The sequence below is a fragment of the Ruegeria sp. BJ3 genome (assembly GCF_056535665.1).
The window spans coordinates 1,950,448-1,967,536 of record NZ_JBQFIT010000001.1 but is presented as its reverse complement, the minus strand read 5'-3'; the positions used below and the strand labels follow the sequence as shown (position 1 = coordinate 1,967,536).

The following is a 17,089-nucleotide window of genomic DNA, read 5'->3' as shown; positions in this document are numbered from 1 at the left end:
TGTTGGCGCAAACATTTTGGCGCCGAACATGGTCAAATACGGAGGAAACCATGCACAAGCCGGTTCAGTGGGGCATTCTGGGGGCCGCGAAATTCGCACGCCAATTCATGGGTCCGGCGATCCATGCGGCTTCGGGCGCGCGTTTGTCTGCCTTGGCGACTTCGGATCCGGCGAAGGCCGAGCCGTTTCAGGACTTCTGCCCGGACCTGGAGGTCTTTGACGACTATGACGCGTTGCTGGCTTCGCCCGAAGTTGAGGCGGTCTACATTCCGCTTCCGAACCACCTGCATGTGGAATGGAGCCTGAAGGCGCTGGACGCTGGCAAGCACGTTCTATGTGAAAAGCCGATGACAATGCGCGCCGAGGAGTTCGACGCCCTGATCCACAAGCGTGACCAGACCGGGCGGCTGGCGGCCGAGGCCTATATGATCGTGCACCACCCGCAATGGCAGCATGTGCGCGACCTGATCGCCGACGGCGCCATCGGAGATCTGGTGCATGTCACGGGCGCGTTCAGCTTCGACAACCGCGCCGACACCGGCAATATCCGCAACCGCGCCGAAACCGGCGGCGGCGGGCTGCGCGACATCGGTGTCTACGTCATCGGGTCGGCCCGTTTTGCGACGGGGCAGGAACCGGACACTGTGCAGTCGGCCATCCGCTGGGAGGACGGCATCGACGCGTTCACGGAAATCCGCGCGCAGTTTCCGGGCTTTACCTATTCGGCCTATGTCTCGATCCGCATGCATCCGCATCAGGAAATGGTCTTTCACGGCGAACGCGGCCTGATCCGCCTGACCGCGCCGTTCAACGCGCGGGTTTTTGGTGAGGCTCGGGTCGAACTGCATCGCCCAGGTTTGGAAGTTCTTGTGACGCGCTTCCCAGCCGACGATCACTATAAGCTGCAGGTCGAAGCGTTTTGCCGGACTATTCGCGCGGGGGATGAATACCCGTGTTCGCTCGAATTCTCGCGCGGGACGCAGGCGATGATCGACCGGGTGTTCGACGGCGCAACACCTCTCTGACTTGCGTGATCAGCCGCCCCGCGCCTAAACTGGAGAGCACCTGAACAGGAGGGGGCCATGGCCGGAGGCTGGGCGCGTGACGGCGCTGTAAGTGAACAGATCGAGGCTTCGATTTCAGACGAGCTGGCACGGATGCAGGCGAAAAAGCGTCCGGTCGGTGAAAGCCTGACCCATTGTGCAGAGTGTGACGAACCGATCCCCGAAAAGCGCCGACTGGCGATCCCCGGGGTCAAGCTGTGTCTGGATTGTCAGCAAGAGCGTGATGGTGCTTTCAAGGCCCGCGGCGGTATCAATCGGCGCGGCTCCAAGGACAGCCAGCTCAAGTGAAGGGGCCCGGCAAAGACGGCGGTTCCCTTTTTCAGAATGGCTTGTTTCTTGGGTTCATGGCCGCATTTCTTTGGGGCACGCACAGCGTCATCGTGCGCTACCTGACCGGAGATCTGGGTGGCATGCAAATTGCCACAACTAGGCTGTTCATAGCTGCTTTGGCCATCTACGGCATGTTGCGTGCGATGAATGCGCCGGTTTCCGTCCAGCTCCGGGATTGGAACTTCCGTCTTGCGGTTTTGGCGACCGTCATCAACTATATTCTGTTTCATATCGGGCTTGAAAACACCGGTGCAGGCAGCGCGATGGTGTTGGAAAATACCGCGCCGTTCTTTGTTCTGGTTTTCTTGTATTTCTTCGCCGACACCCCTGTTGGAAAAACCGATGTTCTGGCGACCCTTCTGGCCATCTTGGGGGTCTTTCTTACGGTTTTCCGCGATTTCGAAGGCGGCGGGGACCCGGTTCTGGGGGATATGATGGAAATTGGGGCCGGGGTCAGCTGGGCGGTGTTCCTGATCGCCAGCAGTCGGGCCATGCGCGCGTCGAAATCGACGGCCGAGCGTCTGAATTTCCTGTTTGGTGTGTTCCTGTGCTCGGCCGTAATTCTGCTTCCGCTGTCCGTTTTTGCACTGCGGATGCCATCCGGCAGCGATTTGGTGTTTTTGGTTTTGCTGGGCGTTTTCCCGACTGCGTTGGCCTACTACCTTTGGTACGAGGCCGCCGCGCGTGTATCGACATTGACCGCGACCCTTTTGTTCGCCGCCTCGGTGGTGTTCACCTTCGTCAATTCGGCAATTTTTCTGGGGGCACCGATCACCCCAATGGCTGCGATTGGGGCGGGATTGATCGTATTCGCGGTGTTCCTCACGACCAGAAAAAACTAGGCGACAGCCGGAACGGGGTTATCGGCGGCGCCACCAGCGCCGCAGCAGGTTGACGTCCATGGCGGCAACCATGATGCCCAAGGGGATCATCCAAAACCCCAGAACAGGAAGGAAGCCGAAGACGCCTGCGACGATCAACAAAAGACCCACGACAAACCGCAGCCCCCGCGGGACATTGCGGCGGATCCGGGCGAGAACAGGGCGCAGGCGGTCCTTGATGGCCCGCCAGCGCCCCTTGTCGGTTGGGTCTGTCACCCCTCCAGGGCCTCCAGTTCGTCGATCATCCCCGAGATCATCGACAGACCCTTATCCCAGAATTTCGGGTCGCTGGCATCCAGCCCGAACGGGGCCAAAAGCTCTTTGTGGTGCTTGGAGCCGCCCGCGCGGAGCATCTCGAAGTACTTTTCCTCGAACCCGTCTGCGCCGCTTTCATAGACCGAGTACAGCGCGTTCACCAATCCGTCGCCGAATGCATAGGCGTAGACATAGAAGGGCGAATGAACAAAGTGCGGGATATAGGCCCAAAAGGTCTCGTACCCTTCCATGAATTCAAACGCCGGGCCAAGGCTTTCGGCCTGAACGCTCATCCACAGGGCGTTGATGTCGTCCGGCGTCAGTTCGCCCTCGCGGCGGGCGGCGTGCAGCTTGCATTCAAAGTCGTAGAAGGCGATCTGGCGGATCACCGTGTTGATCATGTCCTCGACCTTGCCGGCCAGCAGAACTTTGCGTTGCTCGGGCGTTTCGGCCTGATCCAGCATCTTGCGGAAGGTCAGCATCTCGCCGAAGACGCTGGCGGTTTCAGCCAGCGTCAGGGGGGTCGAGGACAGCATCTCGCCCTGACCGGCGGCCAGCACCTGATGCACGCCGTGGCCCAACTCGTGCGCCAACGTCATCACGTCGCGCGGTTTGCCCAGATAGTTGAGCATCACGTAAGGATGCACATCGGTCACGGTGGGGTGCGCAAAGGCGCCCGGAGCCTTGCCCGGTTTCACCGCCGCGTCGATCCAGCCTTTCGAAAAGAACGGTGCTGCAATCTCGGCCATGCGGGGATCGAAAGCGGCATAAGCCTCCATCACGGTCTTCTCGGCGTCCTCCCACGACACGGTGCGGGTGTCTTCCATCGGCAGCGGCGCGTTGCGGTCCCAGACCTGCATCACATCCAGACCCAACCATTTGCGCTTGAGCTCGTAATACCGGTGGCTGAGCTTGGGATAGGCGGCCACCACCGCCTCGCGCAGGGCTTCGACCACTTCGGGTTCGACATCGTTCGCCAGGTGCCGCGCGGTCTGCGGGGTCGGCATCTTGCGCCAGCGGTCGATGATTTCCTTTTCCTTGGCCTGCGTGTTGTGGACGCGGGCAAAGGTTTTGACGTTGTCTTGGAACACGCGGGCCAGTTCGCGGGCCGCGGCCTCGCGCTTGGACCGGTCCTGTTCGGTCAGCAGGTTCAGGGTGCCCTCGATGTTCAGCTCTTCGCCGTTCACGGTAAAGGTCAGCCCGGCGATGGTTTCGTCGAACAGCCGTTCCCACGCGTCGCCGACCACCCCCAGATCATGCAGGAATTTCTCCAGTTCGTCCGACAGTTGATAGGGCTTCATCGCGCGGATGCGGCGGAAGACGGGCTCGTACCGGGCCAGGTCCGCGTTGGTCTTAAAATGAGCGGCCAGCACGTCATCGTCGATGCGGTTGATCTCGAGCGTGAAGAACACCAGCGGCGTGGTGAAAAGCGTGACTTTTTCCTGCATGTCCGACAGGAACTTGGCGCGCTCGGCATCCGTGGTCAGCTGGTAATAGCGCAGCCCGGCAAAAGACATGATGCGCCCGGCGACGGCGTTGATCTTTTCGTTGCGCTGGACACAGGTCAGCAGGCCCTGCGCGTCTAGATCGGCCAGCTTGCCTTCGTAATCGGCGGCAAATGCCGCGCATTCCTGCTCCAGCCACTCAAGATCTCGGGTCAGTTCCGGCGCGTCCTGTCCCTTGTACAGATCGTCCAGGTTCCATTCCGGCAGGTTGCCAAGGTTGTCGGCGCCGCCACCGGCATTTGCGTCTCGGACGGGGAAGGGAAGCTCGTGCATGGAACACCTCGATTGTCTGCGTTGGATCACATCTAGGCGCAGGGCGCGCGGATCACAAGCAGCCGAGGTGTCAGCGCGTCATCGCAAGTTCGGGTGTCTGCCCGTTGGCGGCGGCCGAGAAATGCGCGGCCATCTCCTCGAACACGGGGCCGCGGACCTCGGGTGGTTCCATCATCACCTCGTGTTCGCCGCCGGGGATCTCGACCAATCGGCCGCTGGGCCAGTTCGCCATGCGCGCCCGGATCGCCTTGCGGTCCACGATCTGCTCGTGGCTGCCAAGATAGGTCAGACAAGGAATGTCGGGCGCGGTCTGCGCCATCAGCCAGGCGCACTCGTCCAGTGCCTCGCGTAGCCAGATGGTCGACGGCGCGCCCAGGGCCAGTTCGGGATGCGCGGTCAACTGATCCTGCATCATCCGGTACATTCCGGGGTCGCGAGTCAGTGCGTTGCCCTCGAAAGGTTGGATCAGAACATAGCTTTCCAGTGACGTGGTCGGAGGCGTCTTTTCGCCAAGCCCGATCCGCGGGCCCCAATAGGCGGTCAGACGGCTGAGAGGTTTCATGAGTGGGGTGAAGAAAATGCCCCACATCGGGCCGGTGAAGGCACAAGAGGCAAACAGGCCGGTTTCCAGAACAGCGCGCATCCCGATCGCGCCGCCCATCGAATGGCCGATTACGTGCCAGGGTTTCGGCAGGCCAAGCTGCTCGGCCAGTTTCAGCGTTTCGCGCACGTCCTGCTGATAGTCGGTAAACTTGTCCACATGGCCAACGCGCGGATCTTCAAGCAACCTGTCAGCCAGACCCTGTCCGCGCCAATCCACGGCCAGTACAGCAAAGCCGCGTTGTACGAACTCACCCGCTGCATTGCCATATTTTTCAATATGTTCCGTGCGGCCGGGAAAGATCATTACCGTCCCGGTCGCCGCACCTTCGAGGCGCCAGTGGCCCACGCGAATGCGTGTGCCGTCGCTTGTGGTCAACCAATGCGCGGCGCCGCCGGCGGGACCGCCGGCCACATCTTCAAAGAACGGGGCCGGCGACAGATCCATCAGGCCAGCACCGAGGCAAGCTTCATGGCAACACCCATGTCGCCGTCGACGCTCAGCTTGCCAGCCATGAACGCACCCGTGGGGTTCAACTCACCGCTGAGGATTTGCTCGAACGTGTCCGCGTCGGCGCTCAGGGTGACTTCGGTGTCCTCGTCGCTGACCCGCGCGCCATTTTCGTCCAACACGATCGAGCCGAGGTCGGCGATGGCGAATTTCGCCGACGAATCGAAATCGCCGCCCGACAGTTTTTCGTTCAGCGCGGCTGCCGCTTTTTCAAGAGTGTCGCTCATGGTCTTCCTCATTTGTTAGTGCGCCGTGAATGGACATCCGCGGTCGCAACGCTACACTGATCATTGTTATGAGCATTGCAATCAACAATCTCAAAGGTACCGTTGCGGCATTTGCCCTCCTAGTCATGTATTCCACCACTGGGATTGCGCAACAGGCCGATTTGCGGGACGAAGCCGAGCTGCTGCGGCAGCTTGCCGAAGCGTCGCCCGAGCAGGCAGCCGGTCTGGATCGGCAACTTCAGTCGCTGTGGTCGCAATCAGGGTCTGCCTCGGCTGATCTGCTGCTTGAGCGCGGACGCGAAGCACTGGACGAGGGCAATGTCGAAGCCGCGTTGGATCATTTGACGGCACTGACGGACCATGCGCCCGATTTCGCGGAAGGTTGGCATGTGCGCGCCTCTGTGTTTTTTGGGCTGGAGCGGTTCGGCATGGCGGCCGCCGATCTTGAACACGCGCTTGCGTTGAACCCGAACAATTACGAAGCTATCTACGGGCTTGGCCTGATCTTTGAGGTGCTGGGTCAGCCCGAACAGGCCTATGACGCATATTCCCGCGCGCTGGCTATACATCCCCATCACGAAGAAGTAACCAATGCCGTGAATCGGCTGAAACCGCAGATCGCGGGCAAGGCGCTCTAAGGTCCGGGCAGGGGGCAAAGGTGAACGGGGCATCCCGAATCGTGGCCGTACTTGGCCCGACCAACACAGGCAAAACCCACTATGCCATCGAACGCATGCTGGGGCACCGGACCGGTGTCATCGGCCTGCCGCTGCGGCTGCTTGCGCGCGAGGTCTATGACAAGATCGTCGCCATCCGCGGCCCCTCAGTGGTGGCTCTGGTAACGGGCGAGGAACGCATCGTTCCGCCGCGCACGCAATACTGGGTCTGCACGGTCGAGGCGATGCCCGAGGGGATGGGCACCGATTTCGTAGCCATCGACGAAATCCAGCTGTGCGCCGATCCCGAGCGCGGTCATGTCTTTACCGACCGGCTGCTGCGGATGCGTGGGACGCACGAGACACTTTTTCTGGGTGCCGACACGATGCGCGGCCCGATCGCGGCGCTGGTGCCGCAGGCGCAGTTTGCTCGGCGCGAGCGGATGTCGCAACTGGTCTACACCGGATCCAGGAAGATCAGCCGTATGCCGCCGCGCAGCGCGATCGTCGGGTTCTCGGTCGAGAACGTCTATGCCATTGCCGAGCTTCTGCGGCGGCAAAAGGGTGGGGCGGCCGTGGTCATGGGCGCGCTCAGCCCGCGCACGCGGAATGCGCAGGTCGAGCTGTACCAGAATGGCGAGGTCGACTATCTGGTCGCCACCGATGCCATCGGTATGGGTCTGAACCTGGATGTGAACCACGTGGCGTTTTCGTCCCTGTCCAAATTCGATGGCCGGCGCATGCGGCCGCTGGCCCCGAACGAACTGGCCCAGATCGCCGGCCGCGCCGGGCGCGGCATGTCGGATGGTACCTTCGGCGTGACGGGTGAAGCACCGCCGCTGGACGAAGGCGTGGCGCAGGCCATCATGGACAGCCGGTTCACGCCGATGAAAAAGCTGAACTGGCGGAATGCCGCCTTGCGGTTCGGCTCGGTCGATGCGCTGATCGACTCGCTCGAGGCCAGCCCGGACAACGAGCATTTGGTCAAAGCCCGGCCCGCCGACGACCTGAACGCGCTGAAGTCGCTGGCCCAGGTGCCCGAGGTTGCGGCCCGTGCCAGCGATGGTCCGTCGATCCGCCTGTTGTGGGATGTCTGTCGAATCCCCGATTTTCGGGGCATCAGCCATTCGGAGCATGCCAGCCTGCTCGAATCGATCTTCGGACATCTGCACGAACGCGGCACGATCCCCGAGGATTTTCTGGCGCGCCAGATCCGCCGGATCGACAGAACCGACGGCGATATTGATGCACTGTCCAAAAGGTTGGCATATATTCGCACGTGGACATATGTTGCGCAACGAAACGGCTGGGTGCGCGACGATTCCCATTGGCGCGCGGAAACCCGCGCTGTAGAAGACAGGGTGTCAGACGCTTTGCATGAACGTCTGACGCAAAGATTTGTGGACCGGCGTACATCTGTTCTGCTGCGCCGGCTCAAACAGAAGGAGGCCCTTTTGGCCGAAGTGAATGACAAGGGTGAAGTGACCGTCGAAGGCGAATTCGTCGGTCGTTTGGAAGGGTTCCGGTTCATCCCGGACAAAAGCGCGCAGGGAACCGAGGCGAAAGCGCTCAAATCGGCCTCACTGCAAGCACTCGCGCCGCAATTCCATCTGCGTGCTGATCGCTTCTACAATGCGCCCGATACCGAAATTGATTTTACCGATCAGGGTGGCCTGATGTGGGGCGAATATGCCGTCGGCAAGCTGGTTGCCGGGGCCGAACCGCTCAAACCGATGGTCGAAGTGTTCGTGGACGAGGCCGCAGGGCCGGAAGTTGTGCAGAAGGTGCAGCGCCGCCTGCAACACTTCATCGACCGCAAGATCGCGGCGCTGTTCGAGCCCCTGCTGAACCTGTCGCGCGACGAAGAACTGACCGGGCTGGCCAAGGGATTTGCCTTCCGCATGGTCGAGGCGTTGGGCATCCTGCCGCGTGCCGGAGTCGCACAAGAGGTCAAGGATCTGGACCAGGACGCCCGTGGCGCGCTGCGCAAGCACGGCATCCGGTTCGGCCAGTTCACCATCTTCATGCCGCTGCTGCTGAAGCCTGCCCCGACGCGCCTGCGTCTGGTGTTGTGGGCCCTGGCAAATGGACTTCAGGAGTTTCCCGAAGCGCCGCCGCCGGGCTTGGTGACGGTGCCCGTCGCCAAGGGCGCGCCTGAGGGCTATGACACCATGTGCGGCTACCGCAATGCGGGCGAGCGTTCGATCCGTATCGACATGTTGGAGCGTCTGGCCGACATGCTGCGCGCCGAAGACAGCCGGGGCGGTTTCGAAGCCAAGGCGGACATGTTGTCGATCACCGGCATGACGCTGGAACAGTTCGCCGACCTGATGCAGGGGCTGGGATACAAGGCCGAGCGCGGTGAACGGACCAAGATCAAGCCGGCTCAGCCGACCGAGCAACCACCGGCAGCAACCGCCGAAGCTCCGACCGAGACCGCCGAAGCAGAGGCGCAGTCGGATGTGGCCGTCGCCGCCGAGGCGCCAACCGAGGCTACCGACAGCACCGAGGCTGAAGCCGAGGCCACGGCCGCAGACCCTGCATCGGACGAACCCGAAGTCGAGGTGTTCTACACCTTTACCTGGGGCCGTCAGGCCAACCGGGGGCCACGTGGTGACCAACGGCAGGGTCGGAGCAAACCGGGCGGGAAGCCTCGGGATGGTCGCGGCAAGCCGCAGGGCAAGAAGGGCGGCAAACCGCAAGGGGCCAAGACCTTCTCGTCCCGGCCGCCCAAAAAGGAAAAGGCGATTGATCCCGACAACCCGTTTGCCGCTGCGCTGATGGGTCTGAAGGACGGCAACTGATCGCTGATGGCCGACGCACCGGCCAAGCTGCGGATCGACAAGTGGCTGTGGCATGCGCGGTTTTTCAAGACCCGCAGCCTGGCCGCCAAACAGGTCAGCGGCGGGCATGTGCGCATCAACGGTGACCGGGCCCAGAAGCCGGCGCAAACCGTCGGGCCCGGTGACGTTCTGACTTTCGCTCAGGGGCGGGTTATTCGCGTGGTTCAGGTCGAAATCCTGGGCGCGCGACGCGGCCCGGCGACCGAGGCGCGGACGCTGTACACGGATTTGACCGAAGAGAAGGATAATCCGCCACAAAATCCGGGTTTCGAAGGAAAAGGTCGTCCGACCAAGAAGGATCGGCGCGCGCTTGATCTTTCTCGCACCCCCAAGGGCTGATCTTCTCTTGAAGATGGGGGCAGACTGAATTAGCTAGTCGCCCAAACCTCTGACGGGAATTGGACCATGACCTACGTTGTCACCGAGAACTGTATCGCCTGCAAATACACCGACTGCGTCGAGGTATGCCCGGTGGATTGTTTCTATGAAGGTGAAAATACCCTGGTCATCCATCCGGATGAATGCATCGACTGCGGCGTGTGCGAGCCGGAGTGCCCGGCGGATGCCATTCGCCCCGATACCGAGCCGGGAATGGAGCAGTGGGTCGAATTCAACCGCAAATACGCCGAACAATGGCCGGTTATCGTAACCAAGAAAGACCCGCTTCCGGGCGCCGAGGAGCGCGACGGGGAAGAGGGCAAGATGGAGAAATACTTCTCCGAGGCACCGGGCGAAGGCGGCTGAGCGATTCGGGTCGCAAAGCCCGAAAGACAGCCGTAAGTTTTTGCCTTAATGTGCTGAAAACCATCACAAATTTCGAGCCGAAGACCTCGTCCGCTTTCAGGTGTCTTAATTTTGTGATATACTCTTATGGCAAATGATGATCGAGATGGGGACGACTCCGTAAGTATGCTCACTTTGGAGTTCTGAGTTTTTGACATGTAATCAGCCTGACAGGGGTCGCGGGTGACCCCGGTTAGGTTTTTTGTCGCTTTTTTCCCGCTCTGCAACCAAGGAAACACGTGCATGACAAAGTCGAAGAAGCTTGAGTTCCGTCCGAACGACTATGTTGTCTACCCTGCACATGGGGTCGGGCAAATTATATCGATTGAAGAACAGGAAGTCGCTGGATACTCGCTCGAGCTGTTCGTCATCTCATTCGAGAAAGACAAGATGACCCTGCGGGTGCCGACCAACAAGATCACTGAATCCGGTCTGCGCTCGCTCAGCTCGCCCGATGTGATCAGCCAGGCGATGAAGACGCTGAAGGGCAAAGCCAAGGTAAAACGTGCGATGTGGTCGCGTCGAGCGCAGGAATACGAACAGAAAATCAACTCGGGTGACCTGATCTCGATCGCCGAGGTGGTGCGTGACCTGCACCGCACCGACGACCAGCGCGAGCAGAGCTATTCCGAGCGTCAGCTCTATGAAGCCGCGCTTGAGCGTCTGACGCGCGAAGTTGCGGCCGTGTCCGGTTCGGACGAAATCGCAGCGGCCAAGCAAGTGGACGAAGTCCTGACCTCGCGCGCGGCCTGATCGGGCTTTGAAGCAACACCAAAGGGCCGCTCTGGTTTCAGAGCGGCCTTTTTCATGCCCGATCGCTTGGTTCGCGCCGCCTTTCCAGCTAATTTCCCAGTCATTGGAACCGTGTACGGGTCAGTCATGAAGCAGACGGTCAAGGCACTCTATATCGGCAGAGGGGCGGTTTCGGTCTGGTTCCGGTACTGTCTGATCCTGTTCGACCTTGCCTCGATCGTGTTTTTCGTGGCGACAGCGAACATTCCGCACGGCCCAGGATTGATTGCAGTCAGCTGGGCGGTGGGGCTGATCATACTCCTGGATTTCTCGGCTCGGATGTGGATTGCGAAAGACCGCAAGAAGCTGCTGTTCAAAATCTACACGCTTGCGGATCTGGTCGTGATCGCCTCGCTGATCCTTGACCCTTTCCTGACCGGCAGCCTTGCGTTCCTGCGGATTCTGCGCGCGCTGAGACTGATCCATTCCTATCACCTGTTGCATGATTTGCGTCGCGACAGTGAGTTTTTCCGAACCCACGAGGATGCGGTCATCGCGGCCGTGAACCTGTTGGTGTTCATTTTCGCAACATCCACCGCCGTACTGGTTTTCTATATCCCCCAGGATAGCCAGAACCCGTATATCGATGCGCTGTATTTCACGATGGCGACACTGACCACGACGGGTTTCGGCGACATCACACTGAACTCTCCGGGCGGCAAGCTGTTTTCCGTGTTCATAATGGTGGTTGGTGTGGCGCTGTTCGTGCGGCTGGCTCAGGCCATTTTCATGCCACAGAAAGTACGCCACAAATGTCCCAACTGCGGCCTGTTTCGGCACGACCCGGATGCCGTACACTGCAAACATTGCGGTGAGACACTGCGGATCAAAACCGGCGGTGTCGGCTAGAGCAGGGCGGAAACGGCCAGCAGGAAAGCAACCTCCGACAGCTGTTGCGATGCCCCCAGGATATCACCGGTCTGACCGCCAATCTTGGTTTTGGCTATGATTGCCAGACCCACGGTTGCAGTTACCGCACAGGCGACGGGCAGAAGGGCGGTCCAGCCCAGAAGAGCCAGAGAGAAAACGAAAGCCAGCCCAAAACCGGCTGCAACCGACAAAGGCGGAGGAGCGCCGACGCTATGGCTCAGCCCGCTGCCGCGGGCGTTCGGTAGGCCCGCCATCAATGGTGGCATTAGGGCACGGGAAAACACAGTCGCCGCCAGTATTCCGGCCGGACTTCCTGCCGCCAGTAGTGTTGCGACCGACGAGATCCTGAGCAGTTGAATGACCAACAAGGCCAACACTCCGTAGGTGCCGATATGGCTGTCCTTCATGATCTCGAGTCTGCGTTCGGGTGTATATCCGCCCCACAGCCCGTCCGCGGTGTCGGCCAGCCCGTCCTCGTGCATGGCGCCGGTCGCTGCGATCAGAACGGCGACAGCAAGGACTGCGCTGACTGTCCCGGAAAGGCCCACGGCCATCGCAGACCGGCCTACGGCACAGCCCAAGCCGCCAACAACCAGCCCGGCCGCAGGATAGGCCCAAGCGGCTTTGGACTGTCGCTCGAAGAGCGATTTGGGCAGCACGGGCAATGGCAGCCGCGTCAAAAGAACCAGAACCAGCGGCACGTCCCATGGCGAAAAGGTTCGAGTGTCGTTTTTGTGCACTTGCGCGCCTTTCGAGGGGTTGTTGCTTTGCCTGCTTCGGTTAAACACGCAGGACCACTCCGATGCAACGAGGCTTTGAATGCTGCCTGAACTCAATGATCTGAATACCTTCCGCGACGCCCTGCGCAAGGCTCCGGGGCCGGATGAGGCTGCAAGGCAAGGGGCTGCCGACCGCAACGGACAGCTGACCAAGCCGCCGGGTGCGTTGGGCCGGCTCGAGGATCTGTCGATCTGGTATGCCGCTTGGCGTGGGGATGCCCGGCCGCGGATCGAGGCGCCTCAGGTGATTGTATTTGCCGGCAATCACGGCGTGACGGCGCAGGGGGTCTCGGCCTTTCCGCCCGAGGTTACGGTTCAGATGGTCATGAATTTCGAGCACGGAGGCGCGGCCATCAACCAATTGGCCAAAGCGGCTGGGGCCAAGATGACGGTACACGCGCTGGACCTGGATCGGCCGACGGCCGACTTCACAAAGGCCCCGGCAATGTCCGAGGACGAGCTTCTGACCGCTCTGCAGACCGGCTGGAACGCCGTTGACCCCACCGCAGACCTTCTTGTCGTTGGCGAAATGGGTATTGGCAACACCACCCCTGCAGCGGCCATCGCCTGCGCGTTATTCGGCGGAGAAGCCGCTGATTGGACCGGGCGTGGAACCGGTGTGGACGATGCGGGCCTTGCCAACAAGACGCGCGTCGTTGCCGAAGGTGTTGCTCTGCACGGAGCATCTGACGACGGGCTTGAGATCCTGCGGTGTTTGGGAGGGCGCGAGATCGCGGCCATGGCAGGGGCCATTGCAGCCGCCCGAATTCTGCGCATCCCGGTCATTCTGGATGGGTTCATCTGCACCTCGGCTGCGGCTTGCCTCGATCGTCTGGCGCCGGGAGCGCTGGACCATGCCGTTGCTGGCCACCAGAGTGCGGAAGGTGCGCACGCGGCAATGCTGACCAAGCTGGACAAAGCGCCCTTGCTGAGCCTCGGGCTGCGGCTGGGCGAAGGGTCGGGGGCCGCGCTGGCCATCAATATCCTGAAAAGCGCCGTCGCTTGCCATTCGGGTATGGCCACCTTTGCCGAAGCCGGTGTGTCGGACGGTTGAGCTCGGCTGACCCGGGATATCCCCGGGTCAGGCTGACTTCTTTTCGTTCTTTTCGGCCAGTTCCAGCAGGGCGGTCTCGAGGTCCTTCTCCAACTCGCGCGCGCGTTCGATGTACTTTTTGTTCTCGGCCGTCGGCATGCCGGGAACCCAGAGTTCAGCCAATTCGCGAATTGCCTGCCGATCGTGGTGATAGAAGGTCTGCTGTGCTTGCGCGGCCTCGTATTCGCTCAAACCAATGTTCTCCAGCACATAACGCCCGGCCCGCAGAGAGCTGTCGAACAGCTCACGCACGATGTCATCAGCGCCGGCCTGATACAGCTCGTACACATGGGTCCGGTCATGCGCGCGGGCGACGATGTGAAGGTCGGGGCGCTGCCGGCGGGCGTAGCCGACCAATCGGGTCACTTCCTTGCGGTTGTCCATCGCGGCCACCAAAACGGAAGCCTTTTCAAGGCCCGCAGCCCGCAGCAATTCGGGACGCGTCGGATCCCCCAAGAAGCCTTTGACGCCGAACCGACGCATCAGTTGGATCGTTTCGATATTGTGGTCCAACACCACCGTCTTGAACCCGCTGGCGCGCACGAGCCGGTTGACGATCTGTCCGAACCGCCCAATTCCCGCAATGATGACGGGACCTTTTTCGTCTATTTCCTCGGGTTCAACCTCGGGTGAGTTGTCGCGGATGTGGCGCGAAAGGTAGTCATAGATGATGAACAGAAGCGGTGTGATCAGCATGGTCAGGGCAATGATCATCAACAGCTTCTGCGACAGGGCCGGGGGAATGACATTCTGCTTGGTCGAAAAGGCCAGCAGCACGAAGCCGAACTCACCCGCCTGAGCCAAACCCAGCGTGAACAGCCAATGGTCGCGGCCGCGCAACTTGAATGCACGACCAACGGCATACAGGATCAGGCCCTTGACCAGGATCACCAGCAGGGCCAGTCCGATCAGGTCGAACGGGTCGTTGAAAAAGTACCCGACGTCGATCCCGGCCCCGACCGTGATGAAGAACAGGCCCAGCAGCAATCCCTTGAACGGCTCAAGGTCGCTTTCCATCTCGTGCCGGAACTCGGAACTGGCCAGGACGACGCCAGCGAGGAAGGCGCCCAACGCCGGGGACAGGCCCACCAGCGTCATCAGGAACGAGATCCCTACTACGATCATCAGGGCCAACGCCGTGTACATCTCGCGCAGGCGGGTGGTGTGGATGAACCGGAACAAGGGACGGGTCAGGTAGACGCCTACCACGATCACGAATGCGATCGCACCCAATGTCACCAGCGTCACCGCCCATCCGGGCAGGCCATCGACCAATGACAACGTATGGTGCGCGTCGCCGTGCCCGTCGCCGCCGCGCGTGATTGATCCGTCATCCTCGATGAAGATGCTGGCCGGCATGGCCAGCAGTGGCAGAAACGCCAGGATCGGAATCACGGCGATATCCTGAGTCAGAAGGACCGAGAACGTGGATCGCCCGCCGTTTGTGCGCATCAAGCCCTTTTCCGACAGCGTCTGCAGCACGATGGCGGTTGATGACAGGGACAGTGTCAGCCCCACGGCCAAGGCAACTGACCATGGTTGACCCGTGTAGAAGGTAACTGCTGCAATCACGACCGTAGAGAGCGAGATCTGCAGTCCACCAAGCCCCAACAACCGGTGCCGCATATCCCAAAGTGCGCGGGGTTCCAGCTCGAGCCCGATCAGGAACAGCATCATGACGACGCCAAATTCCGCGACATGCTGCAAGTCTTTGGTTTCCGCGCCCACGAGCCCAAGGATCGGACCGATGGCGATGCCGGCGGCAAGATATCCGAGGACAGACCCTAGCCCAAGTCGCGCCGACAGGGGGACGGCGATCACGGCGGCTGCCAGATAGATCGAAGCCTGGTACAGGAACTCGTTCATCTTCTTCCTTTCCTTGCCGTCAGGTCGGCAGCGGAGCGTCGCGTTTCAGCTGGTCCATCACGATCTGGCTTTGCACCCGTGCCACCGCAGGATGGGGCAGTATCACCTCGTGAAGCAAGGTGTTGAGCGCGGAAAGATCCTCGCAATAGACATGGAGCAGATAGTCTGCCTCGCCAGTCATCGTCCAGGCGCTGGTGATTTCCGGGCGGGTTTCCACCATGCGCGCAAAACTGGATGATTGTTCGGGGCCGTGGGTGCCGAGGTGAACCTGAACGAATCCCTGAACCTGCAGCCCAAGTTTGCGCGGGTCAAGCCGCGCCGCGTAGCCGGTGATATAGCCCTCGGCCTCCAGCCGCTGACGGCGGCGCCCGGCCTGACTGGGTGACAGGTTCAGCATCTCGCCCAACTGATACGCGGTCAGGTGCGCGTCTTTTTGCAGCGCGGCCAGAAGGCGAGTATCGGTTGCGTCCAGCATGTGCGGAGATTCTCACGTTTTTCGGGTTCTGGTGCGGAAATTTCGCAGACTTGTGTAGTTTACATGAAAAGAATGCGCAAAAACAGCGCTGAAAAAGGCGTATTCTTGAATCAGCAAAGAATTTCCTGTTTCAAGAGGACAAGCCATGGGCCCTTTCCCGCACAACGCCCCGAAATCCGTGATCAGCGCCGAGAACCCCGCCGGCACCGATGGGTTTGAATTTGTCGAATTCGCGCATCCCGAACCGCAGGAACTGCGCGACCTGTTCGCCAAGATGGGTTTCGAAAAGGTCGCTCATCACAAGAGCAAACCGCTGATCGAGCTGTGGCAGCAGGGCGATGTGACCTACATCCTGAACGCGGACCCCGACAGCTTTGCCGCGAAATTCGTGGAAGAACACGGGCCCTGTGCCCCGTCGATGGGCTGGCGTGTCGTGGATGCGCAAAAGGCCTATGACCATGCGGTGTCGAAGGGGGCCGAACCCTATGATGCGGCCGACAAGACCATGAACGTGCCCGCGATCAAGGGCATCGGCGGGTCGCTGATCTATTTCATCGACCAGTATTACGAAACCTCGCCCTACAATCAGGAATTCGAGTGGCTGAAGCAGTCCAAGCCGCGCGGCGTCGGCTTCTACTACCTCGATCACCTGACACACAATGTCTTCAAGGGCAACATGGACAAGTGGTTCAAGTTCTACGGCGATCTGTTCAACTTCCGCGAAATCCGCTTCTTTGACATCCAGGGCAAATATACCGGCTTGCTCAGCCGTGCATTGACTTCGCCCTGCGGCCGTATCCGGATTCCGATCAACGAAGACCGAGGTGAGACCGGTCAAATCGTATCCTACCTGAAGAAGTACAAAGGCGAAGGCATCCAGCACATCGCCGTCGGCAGCGAGAACATCTATGACTCGACCGATGCAATCGCCGAACGCGGTCTGAAGTTCATGCCCGGTCCCAACGATGCCTATTATGATATGTCCTTCGACCGTGTGAAGGGCCATGACGAGCCGGTGGACCGCATGAAAAAGCACGGCATCCTGATCGACGGTGAAGGCGTGGTGGACGGCGGCGAGACCAAGATCCTGCTGCAGATCTTCTCGAAAACCGTGATAGGTCCGATTTTCTTCGAGTTCATCCAGCGCAAGGGTGATGACGGCTTTGGCGAGGGCAATTTCAAGGCTCTGTTCGAGTCGATCGAGCGTGAGCAAATTGAATCCGGAGAGATTTCTGCCGCCTGATGAAGACCCAGAATTTGGAGCCCGGCCTGCCGGGTTCCATTTT

At 60.6% G+C, this 17,089-nt stretch carries 18 protein-coding genes; 11 read left to right on the top strand and 7 right to left on the bottom strand.

The window, feature by feature from the left end; genetic code table 11:
- The first annotated feature begins 50 nt into the window (after positions 1-50).
- Genes ACR3EL_RS09860 through ACR3EL_RS09850 form a run of 3 tightly spaced genes read left to right on the top strand, consistent with a single transcriptional unit; the run spans position 51 to position 2,236 of the window.
- Positions 51-1,025 (top strand): Gfo/Idh/MocA family protein, encoded by a 975-nt coding sequence (locus ACR3EL_RS09860; protein WP_480721416.1) that lies wholly within the window; start codon positions 51-53, stop codon positions 1,023-1,025.
- Positions 1,026-1,082: 57 nt separating this feature from the next.
- A complete protein-coding gene (locus tag ACR3EL_RS09855; protein ID WP_170339110.1) occupies positions 1,083-1,352 on the top strand; it encodes a DksA/TraR family C4-type zinc finger protein in 270 nt (89 codons plus the stop codon).
- Entirely contained in the window at positions 1,349-2,236 is an 888-nt protein-coding gene (locus tag ACR3EL_RS09850) for a DMT family transporter (protein WP_367646639.1), read from the top strand. The genes ACR3EL_RS09855 and ACR3EL_RS09850 overlap by 4 nt, the downstream gene beginning before the upstream one ends.
- 18 nt (positions 2,237-2,254) lie before the next feature.
- Here the strand turns inward: ACR3EL_RS09850 and ACR3EL_RS09845 are convergent, their stop codons facing one another.
- From ACR3EL_RS09845 to ACR3EL_RS09830, 4 genes are all read right to left on the bottom strand, one after another.
- Entirely contained in the window at positions 2,255-2,491 is a 237-nt protein-coding gene (locus ACR3EL_RS09845) for a hypothetical protein (RefSeq protein WP_170339106.1), read from the bottom strand.
- Positions 2,488-4,308, bottom strand: coding sequence for a M3 family oligoendopeptidase (locus ACR3EL_RS09840; RefSeq protein WP_170339103.1), 1,821 nt, complete (start codon positions 4,306-4,308; stop codon positions 2,488-2,490). Before ACR3EL_RS09840 ends, ACR3EL_RS09845 begins: the two co-directional genes overlap by 4 nt.
- A 70-nt stretch (positions 4,309-4,378) precedes the next feature.
- Positions 4,379-5,356 carry an alpha/beta fold hydrolase gene (locus ACR3EL_RS09835; protein WP_480721413.1) on the bottom strand — a complete coding sequence of 326 codons (978 nt, stop codon included), beginning with the start codon at positions 5,354-5,356 and terminating at the stop codon, positions 4,379-4,381.
- Positions 5,356-5,646 (bottom strand): SCP2 sterol-binding domain-containing protein, encoded by a 291-nt coding sequence (locus ACR3EL_RS09830; protein ID WP_170339100.1) that lies wholly within the window; start codon positions 5,644-5,646, stop codon positions 5,356-5,358. Before ACR3EL_RS09830 ends, ACR3EL_RS09835 begins: the two co-directional genes overlap by 1 nt.
- Positions 5,647-5,714: 68 nt before the next feature.
- Here ACR3EL_RS09830 and ACR3EL_RS09825 point away from each other — a divergent pair, with 68 nt between their 5' ends.
- The 6 genes from ACR3EL_RS09825 (at position 5,715) to ACR3EL_RS09800 (ending at position 11,569) form a co-directional block, all read left to right on the top strand.
- Positions 5,715-6,284: a tetratricopeptide repeat protein gene (locus tag ACR3EL_RS09825; protein WP_254428893.1), complete on the top strand. Its 570-nt coding sequence runs from the start codon at positions 5,715-5,717 to the stop codon at positions 6,282-6,284.
- 20 nt (positions 6,285-6,304) lie between these two features.
- Complete coding sequence (locus tag ACR3EL_RS09820; RefSeq protein ID WP_480721411.1) at positions 6,305-9,106, top strand: helicase-related protein; 2,802 nt, start codon at positions 6,305-6,307, stop codon at positions 9,104-9,106.
- 6 nt (positions 9,107-9,112) lie between these two features.
- The gene (locus ACR3EL_RS09815) at positions 9,113-9,484 is read left to right on the top strand and encodes an RNA-binding S4 domain-containing protein (protein WP_170339096.1); all 372 of its coding nucleotides are present in this window, start codon (positions 9,113-9,115) and stop codon (positions 9,482-9,484) included.
- Positions 9,485-9,550: 66 nt separating this feature from the next.
- On the top strand, positions 9,551-9,889 hold the full coding sequence (fdxA, locus tag ACR3EL_RS09810) for a ferredoxin FdxA (protein WP_093961788.1): 339 nt from the start codon (positions 9,551-9,553) through the stop codon (positions 9,887-9,889).
- Between the two features lie 282 nt (positions 9,890-10,171).
- On the top strand, positions 10,172-10,681 hold the full coding sequence (locus ACR3EL_RS09805) for a CarD family transcriptional regulator (RefSeq protein ID WP_093961789.1): 510 nt from the start codon (positions 10,172-10,174) through the stop codon (positions 10,679-10,681).
- 126 nt (positions 10,682-10,807) lie between these two features.
- On the top strand, positions 10,808-11,569 hold the full coding sequence (locus tag ACR3EL_RS09800; RefSeq protein ID WP_170339094.1) for an ion channel: 762 nt from the start codon (positions 10,808-10,810) through the stop codon (positions 11,567-11,569).
- Here ACR3EL_RS09800 and cobS read toward each other — a convergent pair.
- The gene (cobS, locus tag ACR3EL_RS09795) at positions 11,566-12,330 is read right to left on the bottom strand and encodes an adenosylcobinamide-GDP ribazoletransferase (protein ID WP_480721407.1); all 765 of its coding nucleotides are present in this window, start codon (positions 12,328-12,330) and stop codon (positions 11,566-11,568) included. The genes ACR3EL_RS09800 and cobS overlap by 4 nt on opposite strands.
- Positions 12,331-12,409: 79 nt before the next feature.
- Between cobS and cobT the strand changes: the two genes are divergently transcribed.
- Positions 12,410-13,423, top strand: a complete 1,014-nt coding sequence (cobT, locus tag ACR3EL_RS09790; protein WP_480721405.1) for a nicotinate-nucleotide--dimethylbenzimidazole phosphoribosyltransferase — start codon at positions 12,410-12,412, stop codon at positions 13,421-13,423.
- Between the two features lie 27 nt (positions 13,424-13,450).
- Here the strand turns inward: cobT and ACR3EL_RS09785 are convergent, their stop codons facing one another.
- Both ACR3EL_RS09785 and ACR3EL_RS09780 read right to left on the bottom strand, forming a co-directional pair.
- The gene (locus tag ACR3EL_RS09785) at positions 13,451-15,328 is read right to left on the bottom strand and encodes a monovalent cation:proton antiporter-2 (CPA2) family protein (protein ID WP_170339088.1); all 1,878 of its coding nucleotides are present in this window, start codon (positions 15,326-15,328) and stop codon (positions 13,451-13,453) included.
- A 19-nt stretch (positions 15,329-15,347) separates the two neighbouring features.
- On the bottom strand, positions 15,348-15,803 hold the full coding sequence (locus tag ACR3EL_RS09780; RefSeq protein ID WP_480721403.1) for an Lrp/AsnC family transcriptional regulator: 456 nt from the start codon (positions 15,801-15,803) through the stop codon (positions 15,348-15,350).
- 145 nt (positions 15,804-15,948) lie between these two features.
- Here ACR3EL_RS09780 and hppD point away from each other — a divergent pair, with 145 nt between their 5' ends.
- A complete protein-coding gene (hppD, locus tag ACR3EL_RS09775) occupies positions 15,949-17,046 on the top strand; it encodes a 4-hydroxyphenylpyruvate dioxygenase (protein WP_170339086.1) in 1,098 nt (365 codons plus the stop codon).
- Positions 17,047-17,089 lie beyond the last annotated feature (43 nt).